The sequence below is a fragment of the Desulfoluna butyratoxydans genome, from assembly GCF_900699765.1.
Classification (GTDB): Bacteria; Desulfobacterota; Desulfobacteria; order Desulfobacterales; family Desulfolunaceae; genus Desulfoluna; species Desulfoluna butyratoxydans.
In genome coordinates, this window is the sequence record NZ_CAADHO010000012.1 from 1 (window position 1) to 14,490 (window position 14,490).

Genomic DNA, 14,490 nt, shown 5'->3' on the forward strand with positions numbered 1-14,490 from the left:
AAAATTCGGCAATGCAAATTCGTGCAACCCGTGACGACAAACTCAAGGTCGAATACCAGCCAGCAGCCCAACAGCTCACCCGCTGGATCGACTCATCCGAAGACAACCCCGCCGCCCTTGCCCACTACAAAGCCCAGCGCGCCGCCTGGCACGCTTGGGCCGATGCCCTGTGCGACCTCCCAGGCCAGCCCGGTTGGCCCTGGCCTGAAGGGGGCGTCCCCTGGCCCGAACAACCCCCCAAACCCACGAGGTACACAGCCCCATGATGCAACTGGATGATTTTAAGGTACCGGGCAAGAATTTGGTGGTGAAGGGCAATCTGGAGTTCCGAACGGAGGATATCGCGGGAGAGACATCGGGGACCGATGCCGTGGAGAAGGGGACCAAGCCCAAGATCCTTCGGGTGTCGCTTCAGATCCCTTTTACCAAGGCCACGGACCTGGGGGGCCTGGTCCAGACCGCGGAGACGTTGAGCGAGGAGGGGGCCAGAAAGATCTGGACCATCACCCACCCCACGGCCAATGCCGTGGGGATTCGCCAGGTGCAGTTTGCCGAGCATGTGAACTGGGAGGAGGCAGGTGGGCTCCAGATGTGGAAGGTCTCCTTTACTCTAAGGGAGTGCAAAAGCAACCCGGAGCGGGTGGAGGTGCGCAAGCCGGTGAAGCTTCAGGCATCGTGGAGGAATGGCCGTGGGGCTGATTCTTTTGATGATGTTCTGGAAAACGCGGAGGCCTTGACGTGAAGCTGGAGAAGATAGTGATGGTGGCCGGGCAACCGGTGCCCCTGGTCCGGGAGCACGTGAGCCTGGATATCTCCACGCCGGGCCGGGCCGACTTCACGGTGATCAGCGATAAGCCCCTTTCAGGTATTGTGGAGATGGCCATGGGCGATGCCCGGAAGGACCCGGTGGCGTTTTTCACCGGGTTTGTGGTTCGAAGCCACACGGTGGACGCCAGGCAGCAGCGCCTTTTTTGCCGGGAGCTTTCGGCGGTGCTGTGGGGTTCCTTGCCCGTGTCGATCCGGAATGCTTCTCTTCGGGACGTGCTGGGCGTCTACGCCCGGAAAACCGGGCTCTCCTTTGTGGTTCCGGAGGCGGGCTATGCAGACACCCCGTGCCCGGCCTTCCAGACCATCGCCAACGGCATCCATGGCCTTGATTCCATGGGCGCCGTGTTTGCTATCCCCAACTACATCTGGCAGCAGCAGGGCGATGGCCAGGTTTTCGTGGGCGCCTGGGAGGACAGCCGGTGGGCGGACAAGCCCTTCACCGTGCCGGAGACCTTCTTCCAGGACGTCCAGCTCGACGGCACCAAGACACTTCAAGCTATTCCCGGGCTGCGGCCCGGGGTGCAGATGAACGGGCAGTACATCACAAGCCTGCAACTCAAAGAACACTTTATGGTGGTGACATGCGCGAAGCGATTAGACGCATAGTGCTCCGGATGTTCCCGGAGCTCTCCGGAGGCTATCACCTGGACCGGTACGCCCGGGTGGTGAAGATCTCCGACCCGCCCGTGGCCGGGGCGACCTGTGACCGGTTCCGGCCCTACTGGGCGGCGGACATCGAGATCTTGACCCCCGAGGGCGAGCCCGCCCCGGACTTCCCCCGATTCGAAGCCGTGCCCCTTCCTGTGCCAGCAGCAGGGCCCGACGCCGGGCTTTTTCTTTGGCCCAGGCCCGGCACCATCGTCACCGTGCGGTGGGTCGAGGGCCGCCCCGATCACCCGGTGATCCAGCACGTCTACCCCATGGGGCTCTCCATGCCGGGCGTGCCGGATGGCTCCGGACTCTGGCAACAGCGCCCGGGTGTTCACCAGCTCCACGATGCCGCAGGCAACTGGGAGCGGAAAACAGACCAGGACATCTTGGACGCCGCCCGGAACATCGAGGAGGTGGCCACGGCCCTGCGCAAGTTTCAGGCCCAGACCGTGGACGATACCGCAAGCGGGTCCCGCACCGAATCATCCGGGGAGAAGACGGTCATCGTCTCCGGCAGCCATACCGAGACCGTAGGCGGATCCTCCACCGAAACCGTCACCGGCCCCAAGGCCATCAACGCCGCCGCCGTGACCCTGGCCGCCCCGGCCATCACCATCGGGGCCCCGGGTGGCGTCTCTCTTCTGCCTACCCTGACCGGTGCCCTGGGCGCCATCAAGGATGCCCTGGCCGCCCTGGCCAGCCACACCCACCCCGGGGTGGGTCAGTCTTCCGCAGCCGGCACAGTGGCAGCCAAGGCCACCACCGTGGGCGTTGCAAAATCCGACATCGACTCCCTCCAGGGCTAAAACGCAAACCGGCGGCTGATCTAGCCGCCGGCACCACTCCTTCCACCACACCTCGAATCTCTGACCCCCCAATAACAACGGGCTTCTCAGCCCACGGCACAGGCGAAATCCCCGTGCCGTTTTTTTAGCGCTGACGGGAAACCGCCCAAAGCCCCGCCATCTGTGAAAAATCCCAGACCCGGGAAAAATTTCACTCCTCCACACCTCACCTTCGATAGGTTTGGGGCGTTTTTTTGCAACTAATGAGGTGGATGCAATGTAAGCTTAAAAGCTGTAGAGGCTGGAGCTCAATAGATTTAGGTGGATTGCAACGTTTGCAAGAAATCGCTACAGATGGTGGGCATTATCGGCAATCACGCTGGGTTGCTTGAAATTGATATTTGTTTAAATTGTTGTAATTTTGGGATATGCTGTTTTTTTGCTTGTAAAAGTGCCTCTGCAAAATTATACGAGCCCTTTTTGTTATTTAATTCAAGTTGGCTTAAGATACAGATTTAATGGGTTTATGTTGCTGATAATTAAGCTTATACCGTTTTGGTAGCTCTGTTGAATATACCCAAAAGGTTTTTAGGAAAATAATTGGCATAAAGATGATTTCTGGATATAAAGAGTTGCACCTTTCGTTGCAGGCATGAGATTACCTAATCTACTTTCTATAAGGCATTGAGCATCAGTAATGGATAAGTATAGACTTGACATAGACGGCCTACGCGCATTGGCAGTTATTAGCGTTCTGTTTTTCCACGTAGATTTTGAAAATTTTAGAGGTGGGTTTTTAGGTGTTGATGTTTTTTTCGTTATCAGCGGTTTTTTAATAACGCGACTTATTATTGATGAAGTAGCAGAAACTAAAACGTTTAGTTTTTCAAATTTTTATTTACGCAGAGCACGGCGACTACTTCCAGCATTATTTTGTACTTTAGGTGTAAGCTTAATTTTTGCGTTCTTGTTATTTTCTATTAACGACTTTAAACAATTTAGCGGGTCTCTTGGTTCTGCAGTAATTGCAACTTCTAATATTTTTTTCTGGAATGAAAGCGGATACTTCGACAGTTCCGCAGCGGTTAAGCCCCTTTTGCATACATGGTCTTTGAGTGTCGAAGAACAGTTTTATCTTATTTGGCCTTTAGCGTTAGCTACTTATATCAAAAAACGAAATTTGAATACTCTTCACTATTTCCTTATTACAATCGGACTTGTAAGTCTGTTTCTTAATGTTATTTTTGAGGCTTCAATTGCATCAAAAATCACACAGTTATTCCCTCTTTTGTCAGGGGTTTTCAAAGAAAGTAGCTCAAGTATTTTTTTTCTAACGCCTTTTCGTGTGTTAGAGTTTATTTTTGGTGCAATTCTTGTGTGGGCTATAAATTATAGACCTAATAATGAAGTATTTTTAGAACCTTTATTTATCTTGGGTATGGGGTTGATATGCTATTCTGTGGTTAACTTTTCAGAAGACACATTATATCCTTCTATTAATAAGCTAATACCTTGTATAGGTGCTGTATTAGTCATTTACGGAGGCGCAACATCTTTCTGTGGTAGAATATTAAGAAACACTATTGCTGTTACAATTGGAAAGATAAGTTACTCGTTATATCTTGTGCATTGGCCAATTGTAGTATTTTACAAATATTATTCACAAGCACCCCTTACTCAGAAAGAGCAAATTTCAATCATAATTGCCTCTTTCCTTTTTGGGTTTCTGATGTATAAATTTGTCGAGGTTCCTTTCCGCCGGGGTTCGTTTTTATTCAATTTCATGACACCTCGAAAATTCGTCGGCAGTTGTGCCTCGATAGCTGGTACTATATTGATCATTTCAGTTCATATTTGGTTTAATGGCGGATGGAGTTGGAGGATTTCAAATATACCTGACGCTATCGCTAAGTCTATCGAAAAAGGTTCTACACAGTTTCATAAGGATCTATATGGTGGGGTTGGATTCCCCTCTACTGGTTTTTTGGGAGAGAAAAATTCACCCCCAGACATTGTTCTCATTGGCGATAGTCATGCTCGGCACTATACTAACGGTTTATATGAAGAAATTGGCCTTCCCTTCAAAAAGAAGATATACATAAGCTCAACTAGCTGCTTGATACTCCCTAATCTAACAAGAATGACCCCAGGGCGTGACTGGGATAATTTATGTCCCAACGCACTTGAAAGAGCATTAAAACAGGCTGAGGCTAATCCGGATTCTACGTTTATTATTAGTGAATTTTGGAGTTATCAGTTAGAGAGGGCCGGCACACTAAACCCGAAAAAAAAGATTAACCTTGGGTCAAGTCCTGAAGCTTACCGAGTAGTTATAGATCAGCTAAATCAGCTTAAAAAGATTATTGGTGATAGAAAATTGATAATTATTGGTAGCGTTCCAGGGACAAATAGACAATTAATGATAGATTGCTTTACAAGACCTGAATATATAAAACCGATTAAAAAAGATTTCGAGTTCCCTAAGGAAATTGGGTTCGGCTATAAAGGTAATCAAATGTTATCTGAGTATGCTTCTAACACAAAGGATATCTACTTTTTAAATCCATACGACGCTTTTTGCCCTGATGGAACCTGTCATCCTGTTGTTGGAAATGACATTTATTTCACAGATGAATCACATTTATCAAAAGAAGGGTCAATAAAAGTCATAAGATATTTTAGGGATGAAATCTTGGATATTATAAATAATAAAGTTTGATGCTTTGTATTAAACCTGTTGAGTTTCGCCATCCCCCTTAGACTCTCTGGCGTATTGCGATAAAAAAAGTTTCAGGGAGCAGCCATCCCAAACACACCTGGATTGTCCAGAATAAATATCGGGTGGTGCTGAGCCCCGTTGTAAAACCTTTGAATGATCAATTATCGTTACAGTTTCGTTACAGTAAAATGTATCCATCTGATATCATTTGTTCTTCAAAGAGACTTAAAATCCCTCGGCCGCAAGGCTGTACGAGTTCGATTCTCGTTCCGGGTACCATAAAAATCATTGAATTTCAGGGAATTATAAAGGGCCTCTCGATTAAATCGAGAGGCCCTTTTTTTTGGCTAAATGTTCTGGAATAGGTCCCAAAATGCTTGTCATTACGCTATTCCCGTACAGTTCCCGTAAAGTTTCCGTATAGTTTCGGGGGGCTGGGAACTTACGGGAAATGTGCGGCTAAGATTTTGTAGTATTTAGTCGTTTGTGAAGTACTGCAATGTTTTGCACTGAACGTGCAACAATTTGTTAAAACATTGTTTGATGATATGCTACATGGTAAAAAACTGTCATCAATATTTTTAAATATTTCAAAGTAAAGTGGGCTATTCATCGTCGGGGCTTTTGGGCGGCTGGATTGGCCCCAATGTGAACCTTTCCGACGCTTCGACCAGGTGCTGCGGGGAAAGATGGGCATAAACCATGGTGGAGGTGATGGACTTGTGCCGCATTAGCTCCTGGATGGCCTTGAGGGGTTCGCCCTGCATGGCCATGACACTGGCGAAGGTGTGGCGGAGGTCATGGAAGTGGTACTTTTCATATCCGGCGGCCCGTGCGGCTCGTTTGAACATCTGCCCGATATATGTGACGGTCGTCCATCTCCAGAGGGTTTTGCGCACGGGGGCCTTTTCCATCCGGGTGATGCAGCGCTCCAGGACATCCCTGGCGGTGCTGTTGATGGGAACCCGGGACTCTTGCCGGTTTTTCTGCTTGGCTGAGATCCGCAGGAAGCCCTTGGGGTTGTCGATGTCCTGGGGCGTAAGCCGGAGAGCCTCACCGGAACGCAGCCCCAGGTAGGCCGTGAGGGTGCAGAAATCGTAAAATTCCGGGTCTTCGATCTTCTCCATGATCTCGGTAAGCTCTGGGATTGGGATGTAGCGCACCGTCTTGGGAACCGCCGGTGCCTTTGGAAAGATCAATGGCTTGGCGTAGCCCCATTCCGTGGCTTTTTTTAAGGCCGCCTTGACGTGCCGATACACCTTGGCCACGTAGGCCGAGGACAACCCGTCCTGAAGAAGGCTGCTGGTAAGCCGGTCGATATGGCGCCCGTTGATCTCGCTGACGACGGTGTGGTCCCCCCAGCATTCGCTGGCTTTGTTCAGGGCCTGTTGATACAGCTTGAACGTCCCATCGGCCCGGGTCGCCTCGATGTAATCAAGGAGTTCCTCTTTGTAATTCCCCCAGGCAACTTCCATCAGGGAATCCTTGGTTCTTACCTTTCCCATGAGGAGCTGCTGGTTGAACTGGTTGAGAAGCTTCTTTGCAAGCTTCGGGTCTTTTGTGGCCCGGCTGTTCCCGGGAAGGCAGAGAGCCTTCCGCCGGGTCCTTGTGTTGCCTTTGCTCTTGCTTTTGGACATGGCAGGCTTGGCCTCTTCCCATTCCGCGAAAAAGCCTCCGTATGTCGGATGTCTCCAGAGGTGGGCAAGGGTAGTATGGTAATTTGCCTTCACAGCCATTCTACATGCCCCCGATCTCTAAACGTTCTGAGTTGTACCATTGGTCGATGGACTCACGGTCCACCACATACCGGCCCGTTCGCTTGAATCCGTAGATATACCCCTCATCCACCCACGTGCGCAGCTTGCGCATGCTGGTCTTGGCGTACACCACCGCTTCTTCCATGGTCAGCCATTTGGGTTGGGCTCCCGCCTCCTGAACCGTCTCTTTGACCTTCATGGCGACCATGTCCGCCAGCGCTTCCAGTTGTTCATTGTCAATTCTCGGCATGCTTCCTCCTTTAATCTCTTATGCACATGGGATCCCGGAGGAGTTCCTCCAGGGCCTCGTTCATCGCTTTCTTTGTTTTATGCTTGCTCACCAGCTTCCAGCCGCCGGTGTGGCTGAGTTCTTTGATCGCCTTGTCGTAGTCCAGTGTCCGGAAGATCCGAAAACCAGCTCTGAGGAGCTTGACCCGGCAGGAGCCGGTGAGGTTCAGAGGCCCTTCCTCCTGGTTCATCATGGACAGCGCCATGTTCGGGATCCGTTCAAGCTCCGTTTTTAGGTCCCGTAGTGCCAGGACCAGGGCCGCGGATTCATCCGGCTTGCATTCGGTCAGATTCACCTTTCGGATTTCGTCCGTCAGCTTCTCCACCCGGGCGGTGGCCCTGGTGGCTTTGGAGATCTTCGCCTTGGGTTGTTTCGGTTCATCCGTCTCGTTTGATCTGATGCCTGTGGCCTGGTTGAATGCCGCCTCCATGGTTTCCGGGGATTCCATCCGGGAGATTGCGATGAGGGCACGTTTTGAGATGTCTACGCGTAGACATTTTTCCCGGATCGTCTCCGGCAGCTTGTTCAGGCTTAGGGTTTCGGTGATGTTGTTGCGGGACTTGCCCACAACCCGGGCAAGGTCCTGGTGGGTGTACTTAAACTCTTTCTGCATCCGGGCATAAGCTTCAGCCTCTTCCATGGGCGTGAGGTCCTGCCGGAACATGTTTTCGATGAGGCCGATCTCCGCCGGACTCCCCGTGGTGACGTAGCAGGGCACCGTGGCCATGCCTGCCATCTTGGAGGCCCTCCATCGCCTCTCACCGCCCCCAATAAAGTATTGATCCTTCTCAACGAAGATGCATAAGGGGGTGATGACGCCCTGGTACCGGATCGACTCGGCCAGGGCCTCCAGCTCCTTATGGTTGAAGACCTGCCGGGGCTGGTACGGGTTTGGCTTCAGGGCATTCACCGGCACGTTGAGGAAGCTGCCCTGGGGCAGAAGCTCATGGGATGAGGTCCCGGACTCCCCGCCGAACCCGGCGGCGATCTTCACCTTTTTGTTGGCTCCGAGCTTTTTCATAAGGCCAGGTACTCCTCGGTGAGGGCGGCATAGTCCTCGGCCCCGATCCCCTTTGGCGCGAATTGAAAAATGCTCTGCTCCTCGATGGCCGCCTGGAGCAAGGGCTCTGTTTTACGGATCTTTGTCCTGAGCATGATCTCACGGTATTGCGCCAGCTCGCCTTCCGCCCATTCATTGGTGCGGGTGGTGGTGCTGCGGTACATGGTGACACACAGGCGCACGGTCTTTCCGGCAAGGCCGATTTCTGCGATCTTGTTATGGATGTTGGCGATCCCGCCGATGGAAAAACTCCCGTAGTCGCAGGGGATCAACACATGGGTGGCCGCCACCAGGGCGTTGACGGTCAGTAGGCCCAGGGAAGGGGAGCAGTCCAGAAGCACGTGGTCATAGCCCAGCCCCTGGAGAGCCTTGGCCAGCCGGGACTCGGAGAACAGCTCCGGGATCAACAGATCTTCAGCACGCTTCAACGTCTCGTCCGCCGGGAGCAGATCCACATGGCCGCCCAGGACATCCTTCACCACCGCCTCGGGGATCCCCGCCTGCTGGTGGAGCACATGGCTTGTTGTGTAAGCGCAGCCCGAAGCAAAGACTCCGGCTGCACTAGTGAGGTTCGCCTGGGGATCCAGATCTACAAGGAGAACCCGTTTTCCCTCCAGTGAGAGCCCGGCGGCCAGGTTGATGGCGGTGGTGGTTTTGCCCACGCCCCCTTTTTGGTTTGTGATGCAGGTGATGTTCATTTTTTCAGCTCTCCCTTTTTTACATAGCCCAACGATTCAATGGATACACTCTTGGCCTTTCCCACCAGCCAGACGAGTTTGCGTATCCCGCCCATGTTGGGGATGGCTCGAATGGTGTATTCGTTCTCGTCATGGGGGCCACCAATAGTGGGATGGTAATGGACTTTGTCGTTTGCTCAAAAAAAATCAGGTGTCTTTGTCTGTTCCTCCGGCCTTTTCACTTTGGTCGGGTTTGATATTGAGTTGTTTTGGCCACCTTTCGCGCTTGGTTCTGTGCGAGTATATGGCTAATGTATATTGCCAACGGCTATATTGTGTCAATAAAATTATGCCTGGTAGGTAGCTGTATAATATTTTGATGTGTCTGGTAGCCGTAGTGGTTGTCGGTAATAAAAATTGTTTCATGTTTATATCATATTGAAAAATGGCCTTAAGAAGGCTGTTCCTGACAAAGCGCTGGGAGATTCTAACGAAAATATTTGGGAAAGAATGTATATAGATGTAGAGGATTAATTTGATGCTGAGTTTTTTTGTTGATAGCGATGGGAAATGTGGGGCGGGTCAAAATATTGTGGACATATTTATTGAAAGTTTGGGTTAATCGTTCTTCCTACTATGTCTTTCATTAGAAAGTGAGAGGATGGCTTGGGTTTGAGTACGAAGATCATGTATATGAAAACCTTATATTAGAGATGCTTGAAATGCTATTTTAATTAAATTTAGAAAGAATATATTTCGTTTTTCATTTGTTGCTTTGTGTAGTGAGCTATGTTTATTGTATGGGAAATGAACCGCTGTTTAAGTGAATTGAGTATGGAGCAAAGCTTATTTATGCAATTTAAGTTTTATGTCTTATTATTGGGAGGAACGCTTCCAAAGTTATGCCAAAGTGATGGGCGTTGGTAGGGATGTGCTTCGATTAGAATACTATATTTAAAAATATAAATGAGGCTATTTTGAGAAAACGAATAGATAAAATTAAAAGTTTTGATGAGTTTTTCGCTAAATCAGATAAGCTGTTTACAAAATATAGTGAAAGTGAAAAGAGATTTCAAAACCTCAAAAAAAAATTCCCATTTGTAATATGCCCGGGTGGACGACACGGTGGTCTTAACAAAAAAGAAGTTGAAATTTTCTTCGGCCCGAAACCATTTCAACGATCAATAGAAATGGCTGACGGTTTCCGCCCACAAACAAAACTCGAAGCGGCTTATGGGGCATCTTTGGTTTACCATCGAACTGATGAGGGACATGTTTTATGTCTTTTGTATCCAGGAGGAACAGACAACCAAAAATACTATGAGCAATTTTATTTTTTAGATACCTTACGCGATCCTGATAAATTGGTTACAAGATCCAAGAAACATTTTAAATATCTATTAGCCTTTACCGAAAAAACATCGATAGACGGGAGCCCTAACTTTATCCAAGCAATTATGTGCTTTTTTTTGAGGTACTTTAAAAAATATGTTGCAGACAATATTGCTCATACCCCACGATTTTATTCAGCAAGTATGGATGTTTTAAAATATAGTTGTACTGTTGGGCTAAGTGGTTTTATTTTGGCCGCTATTTTACACTTTAAAGAAGTCGCTAATAGTAACCAACAAAGTGGAATACTATCAAAATCAATGGAGATTATGGAAAGTATCGATACAAATACCATCAAGTCGACAGAGGAACTTACAGCCCAGAGTTCTCTTTTGAAAGGCTTACTTAAAGATGTTGAAAAACAAAAAAACAATATTGAGTTAATAAAAGAACCTATCGATTCATCGAATGAATTAGTGATGAATTTAACTTCTGAAATAAATGCTTTAAATAAGAATATAAAAAAGATAAATAGTTTGATCGAAGAAAGAACTGAAAGTGGTGAATTGTTGATTACAACTGAACAATCGGGCAAATCCTTATGATAGAACATAATCGTAGTGTAGTTGTTTTATAGTGTCGATTGAGCTTTTGCGCTATATTGAAAGTTGATTAGGTTGTCATGATATTAGAAAATAATATAACAGAAATACAAAAATTATACCTTAATTACGCAGCAGCTGTTGCTTATGTTGCTGTTAGTGACGATGAGGGTAATGAAGCTATTGGTTCAGCGTTTCATATCGGTGATGGGCTTTTTGTTACGGCAAAACATGTAATAGAGCATAAGAAAATTTTGGAAGTCGCTACAACAAAGAGATATGTGTTAATACAGGATGATATTCAAGCAGGCAACGGTGCTGAAACAATATCGATTGAACCAATGGTACTTGATATAATCGAAGGACCGTACGTGGACAAAGACGAAGATGTGGCAGTATTTAAGGTTGATACAAAAAGTTCCTTATTTCCGAAGGTTAAGATAAGCTCCCACACAAGTCATGAAATTAGTGATACAAATTTTGTGTTGTCAGATGCTTTAATTATTGGTTATCCACCAATACCATTTACAAATACACCAAACCAAGTAGTTGCAACAGGCCAAGTAAATGCCGTAATTGACGTACGGCATTCAAGATACGCACATTTCGTAATGTCTACAATGGCTCGCGGAGGCTTCAGTGGTGGCGTAGCATTATCTACGTCTGGATTTGCATTAGGGCTTGTCACTGAGAGTTTAGGCAGTAGCGATTCCTTAGTTGAAACTGGATATATGAGCGTTTTATCTATTGACTCAGCTGTTAATCTATCTGTTGAATATTTTAGTTTCGATTTAATTAAGCATAGAGTATACAGAGATGAAGAAACGTTGATCGAAGTAAAAATGGTTAATGATAAACTTGGGCGTTTAAATTCGAGGCTCTATAATGCCTGTGTGTATGTTTATGATAACGATAGAGATGTTTATATGGAGTTCGTCTGTAATGATGGAAGCTTATTGCAGCCAGCCTATGAAATATTCAATGCAATAATACCAATTCATAAAATTGAATCGATGTCGAAAAAGACTGTTTTGATTTCTCAACCACTCGAAAACCCACCAGCTTCGTTATTAGTTGAAGCAGCCGAGGCTGTAAGAGATTTTTTCTTAAAATATGGTTACAGAGAGCTTTCTTCTAAAAAAAACCAAATTATCAATTGATCATAGTGTCGAGGTAACTCACTGGATAATCAGTGGGCTATTTTTGTTTGGCCCCATACGTTAAATTTCGGTTGAAGGTAGTTGGTGACAATTTAGAGGTTGCAACAATCCTGACACAGTGGGATGAAGGTGCTAAACTTTAGCTGTAGGCTGTTTCCCAATCGAATAATCGTTGATTCTAAGACACTTTCAGAAATGCGGCCTTCTTGACCGCTTTAACGCATTGTAAATTCTTAAACGGGATTTGCAGAGCTTTTCAAGATCTACCCCTTCAACATCACCATATCTATGGTTTCGGCAATGATTGTAGATCTCTTCAATATTGAGTCTCCCATCCCTATCCATTCGATATAAATCAGTGGTTGGTGCCCAGAAAAGGAAGCCGATGATACCCGCGTCTTTTTCCATGCTGGAGTTGGATAAATAGTTAGCATGGAGGGGTTCGCTGTGGGGCGTCACGTGGCCAAGGCCAATATGGCCGAGTTCATGTCCAAGGGATAGAGCGAAGTCGATCTCTGGTAGGTGTGGGTTGTATAGAACCACTTTTCTTTTTTCGTAGTGGAAGACGCATGCGTTTTTGACAGAGTGATCTTTCAACACGACGATGTTGTTTCTCTCTGCCAATTCAATAAGGTCAGTTTTGGAAAAAGGGTTTTTGTTGAAGCCGTGCCAGTTTTTTTCAAGGTCAAAAATTTCTCTATAAATGGAGCTCACTAAAACCCTCGTTTTGCAAATTCATCCTTAATTGTGTTTCCCATCTCCTCAAAAACCCTGCACGCCTCCTTATAAAAATCTTCCTCGTTGAACTCGCCATCCAAAAACCGTTGAATAAAAGTCGGAGCTTCATGTCCACCATTTCCCTCAATGAATGACATGAATCCTGCGATGCCACATTTTTCAGCCGCGGCCTGGGCAATCGGCCAGGCACGATCTTTGACCGGGAGTTTCATTATTTCGGTATAACGAGAAAAGGGACCATTGTCATGGTCCCCTCTGCCCAATAAAATATAGTCGGTTGAAACTTCGAGTATATCGGCAAGCTGGATGAGGTTTTTGCCCTTTGGGATGTATTTTCCCTTGGTCCATTTGTGAACCGTATCCCAGCTTTTCAACCTCAATCGCCTCTGGATCTCAGCTTTAGAAATGCCTTTATCCTTGAATAGCACCTGCAGGCGACGCCCGACATCTTCCTTTATTATTTCTGCAGAATCTATCAGAAGCCTCGCTTTGCAAATTCGGCTTTTATTCTTTCTTCCATGGCTTCAAAGAAAAGACATGCCTCTTTATAAAATCCTTCCTCGTTGAATTCACCGTTTAAAAATCGCTGAATAAGCTCAGGTTTTTCTTTTGCATCCCGCCCGCCGGAAAAGGACATAAAGCCTGTTATGCCATACTTTTCCGCAGCAGTTCTTGCAATGGCCCAGGCCCGTTCCTCTAAAGGCAGCCTCATCACTTGACCGTAATTCGGGAAGGGCTCTTTCTCGATTACAGGATCATCAAGAGCGATCAGTTCCTGGTACGTGTACCCCAGGGCCTTTGCAATCTCTTCCTGTAGCTCTAAAGAAGCGCGTTTCCGCTCAACCTTAATATCACTGATATGTTTAACGGTTTTTCCGACTTTCTCAGCAAGCTTTGACTGAGCCCCATAGCCTTGGGCTTTGAGTACTTTTTTGAAGGAATTTAACCATTTGTCGTATATGGGAGTATTCATGTCAACGAATATAGCTGATAGCAACATCCTTAACAACCTCCTCTTGGCCGTAATATAGGTTGACAGATTATTGCCAGTGGCTATAAAGATAGTCTCATGTATCAGACGGAGCTCGCAAAAAGATCCAAGTATTCAGTCGGACATATAAACGACTTACGCATGGGTAGAAAGAACATGACTCTACAGGCCGCTAGTAAGTTGGCTGAAGCATGTTCTTTTCTGATTAAGCCCCATGAATGGTTGTGTCCGAGTGAATTCGGTGACCCTTGGGAAAAGTTAGCAAGAATCAACTCCTCGGATTTGCCGAGCATCTCTGAGGATTGATTACCCATTATGGGTTATCCATCAATTGATTGTCGCCAATAATCATGGTGACTCGTTTTGTATGTCCAGAAGACATAAAGGACTACAGAAATTTTTCAGGAGGTTTTGGGAATGGTTTTAGGTGACACGGAGCGTGATGAGATCACCAACGAAGCCAATGCAGCGGTAAAGCACCGGTGCTTGAAGTCGGAGGTGGTCAAGCGGATCGCAGAGCGGATGTCTCTTTCTGAGGCAACCATTTACGACTACCTGGCAGGCCGCATCAAGATGAACCTTCGCCTTTTAAAGGCGGTGGTGGCGGTGACTGAAGATCCGTTTTTGATGAGGTATCTGGAGCCGGAAGGCATGAGCCTTGTGACGAAGGAGGATGTCTTCTGTCCCACGGACAACTGGGACAAGGAGTCCTTTGACGTGGTGTCGGCTATTTCGACGCTTCGGGAGAAGGCCCAGGAGTTGATGACCAACGGAAAGCCCACCAAAAATGCCCAGCTTGAACTGCTGGCAAGCTTCAAGCAGTGCCGCAGGGAACTGGACGAGTTGGAGGCGTTGATTTTGGGGAGGGTAAGCAAGGAGAAGGCCGCTTGACTGAGAAGCG

Annotated in this window: 15 protein-coding genes; 8 read left to right on the forward strand and 7 right to left on the reverse strand. The window is 47.5% G+C overall.

The genetic code is table 11. The features are described from left to right. The 5 genes from MSL71_RS22875 to MSL71_RS22895 form a co-directional block, all read left to right on the forward strand. On the forward strand, positions 1-266 hold a 266-nt coding region (locus MSL71_RS22875), incomplete at its 5' end, for a hypothetical protein (RefSeq protein ID WP_218951119.1). After that, positions 263-742: a baseplate complex protein gene (locus MSL71_RS22880; protein WP_180145557.1), complete on the forward strand. Its 480-nt coding sequence runs from the start codon at positions 263-265 to the stop codon at positions 740-742. The genes MSL71_RS22875 and MSL71_RS22880, both read left to right, overlap by 4 nt. Continuing rightward, positions 739-1,434 carry a hypothetical protein gene (locus MSL71_RS22885; protein ID WP_180145559.1) on the forward strand — a complete coding sequence of 232 codons (696 nt, stop codon included), beginning with the start codon at positions 739-741 and terminating at the stop codon, positions 1,432-1,434. The genes MSL71_RS22880 and MSL71_RS22885 overlap by 4 nt, the downstream gene beginning before the upstream one ends. Continuing rightward, the gene (locus MSL71_RS22890) at positions 1,410-2,285 is read left to right on the forward strand and encodes a hypothetical protein (protein WP_180145561.1); all 876 of its coding nucleotides are present in this window, start codon (positions 1,410-1,412) and stop codon (positions 2,283-2,285) included. The genes MSL71_RS22885 and MSL71_RS22890 overlap by 25 nt, the downstream gene beginning before the upstream one ends. 676 nt (positions 2,286-2,961) lie before the next feature. Then, positions 2,962-4,983, forward strand: a complete 2,022-nt coding sequence (locus MSL71_RS22895; protein ID WP_180145563.1) for an acyltransferase family protein — start codon at positions 2,962-2,964, stop codon at positions 4,981-4,983. 605 nt (positions 4,984-5,588) lie between these two features. On the opposite strand, the gene MSL71_RS22900 is transcribed toward MSL71_RS22895, so the two are convergent. The 4 genes from MSL71_RS22900 to MSL71_RS22915 are packed head-to-tail and all read right to left on the reverse strand — an operon-like array spanning position 5,589 to position 8,787. Beyond that, positions 5,589-6,719 carry a tyrosine-type recombinase/integrase gene (locus tag MSL71_RS22900; protein ID WP_180145565.1) on the reverse strand — a complete coding sequence of 377 codons (1,131 nt, stop codon included), beginning with the start codon at positions 6,717-6,719 and terminating at the stop codon, positions 5,589-5,591. A gap of 1 nt (position 6,720) precedes the next feature. Beyond that, positions 6,721-6,990, reverse strand: coding sequence for a helix-turn-helix domain-containing protein (locus MSL71_RS22905; protein WP_180145568.1), 270 nt, complete (start codon positions 6,988-6,990; stop codon positions 6,721-6,723). A 10-nt stretch (positions 6,991-7,000) separates the two neighbouring features. Beyond that, a complete protein-coding gene (locus tag MSL71_RS22910) occupies positions 7,001-8,050 on the reverse strand; it encodes a ParB/RepB/Spo0J family partition protein (RefSeq protein ID WP_180145571.1) in 1,050 nt (349 codons plus the stop codon). Beyond that, entirely contained in the window at positions 8,047-8,787 is a 741-nt protein-coding gene (locus MSL71_RS22915; RefSeq protein WP_180145574.1) for a ParA family protein, read from the reverse strand. Before MSL71_RS22915 ends, MSL71_RS22910 begins: the two co-directional genes overlap by 4 nt. Positions 8,788-9,743: 956 nt before the next feature. Here MSL71_RS22915 and MSL71_RS22920 point away from each other — a divergent pair. Then, positions 9,744-10,703, forward strand: coding sequence for a hypothetical protein (locus MSL71_RS22920; RefSeq protein WP_180145577.1), 960 nt, complete (start codon positions 9,744-9,746; stop codon positions 10,701-10,703). A gap of 77 nt (positions 10,704-10,780) precedes the next feature. After that, positions 10,781-11,860: a S1 family peptidase gene (locus tag MSL71_RS22925; RefSeq protein WP_180145581.1), complete on the forward strand. Its 1,080-nt coding sequence runs from the start codon at positions 10,781-10,783 to the stop codon at positions 11,858-11,860. 189 nt (positions 11,861-12,049) lie between these two features. Here MSL71_RS22925 and MSL71_RS22930 read toward each other — a convergent pair whose 3' ends face one another. From MSL71_RS22930 to MSL71_RS22940, 3 genes are read right to left on the reverse strand one after another with little or no spacing between them, the layout of a single operon-like run. Further along, entirely contained in the window at positions 12,050-12,574 is a 525-nt protein-coding gene (locus MSL71_RS22930; RefSeq protein WP_180145597.1) for an ImmA/IrrE family metallo-endopeptidase, read from the reverse strand. Continuing rightward, on the reverse strand, positions 12,574-13,026 hold the full coding sequence (locus MSL71_RS22935; protein ID WP_180145600.1) for a helix-turn-helix domain-containing protein: 453 nt from the start codon (positions 13,024-13,026) through the stop codon (positions 12,574-12,576). Before MSL71_RS22935 ends, MSL71_RS22930 begins: the two co-directional genes overlap by 1 nt. Before the next feature lie 47 nt (positions 13,027-13,073). Further along, positions 13,074-13,598 (reverse strand): helix-turn-helix transcriptional regulator, encoded by a 525-nt coding sequence (locus tag MSL71_RS22940; protein ID WP_180145603.1) that lies wholly within the window; start codon positions 13,596-13,598, stop codon positions 13,074-13,076. A gap of 408 nt (positions 13,599-14,006) precedes the next feature. Between MSL71_RS22940 and MSL71_RS22945 the strand changes: the two genes are divergently transcribed. Further along, complete coding sequence (locus MSL71_RS22945; RefSeq protein ID WP_092209066.1) at positions 14,007-14,480, forward strand: hypothetical protein; 474 nt, start codon at positions 14,007-14,009, stop codon at positions 14,478-14,480. The last annotated feature ends 10 nt before the right edge of the window (positions 14,481-14,490 follow it).

What these genes read in the sequence shown, in the direction of transcription:
- MSL71_RS22880 (WP_180145557.1), top strand. Translation starts at nt 263, where the DNA reads ATGATGCAACTGGATGATTTTAAGGTACCGGGCAAGAATTTGGTGGTG.
- MSL71_RS22890 (WP_180145561.1), top strand. Translation starts at nt 1,410, where the DNA reads ATGCGCGAAGCGATTAGACGCATAGTGCTCCGGATGTTCCCGGAGCTC.
- MSL71_RS22895 (WP_180145563.1), top strand. Translation starts at nt 2,962, where the DNA reads ATGGATAAGTATAGACTTGACATAGACGGCCTACGCGCATTGGCAGTT.
- MSL71_RS22900 (WP_180145565.1), bottom strand. Translation starts at nt 6,719, where the DNA reads ATGGCTGTGAAGGCAAATTACCATACTACCCTTGCCCACCTCTGGAGA.
- MSL71_RS22905 (WP_180145568.1), bottom strand. Translation starts at nt 6,990, where the DNA reads ATGCCGAGAATTGACAATGAACAACTGGAAGCGCTGGCGGACATGGTC.
- MSL71_RS22910 (WP_180145571.1), bottom strand. Translation starts at nt 8,050, where the DNA reads ATGAAAAAGCTCGGAGCCAACAAAAAGGTGAAGATCGCCGCCGGGTTC.
- MSL71_RS22915 (WP_180145574.1), bottom strand. Translation starts at nt 8,787, where the DNA reads ATGAACATCACCTGCATCACAAACCAAAAAGGGGGCGTGGGCAAAACC.
- MSL71_RS22925 (WP_180145581.1), top strand. Translation starts at nt 10,781, where the DNA reads ATGATATTAGAAAATAATATAACAGAAATACAAAAATTATACCTTAAT.
- MSL71_RS22940 (WP_180145603.1), bottom strand. Translation starts at nt 13,598, where the DNA reads ATGTTGCTATCAGCTATATTCGTTGACATGAATACTCCCATATACGAC.
- MSL71_RS22945 (WP_092209066.1), top strand. Translation starts at nt 14,007, where the DNA reads ATGGTTTTAGGTGACACGGAGCGTGATGAGATCACCAACGAAGCCAAT.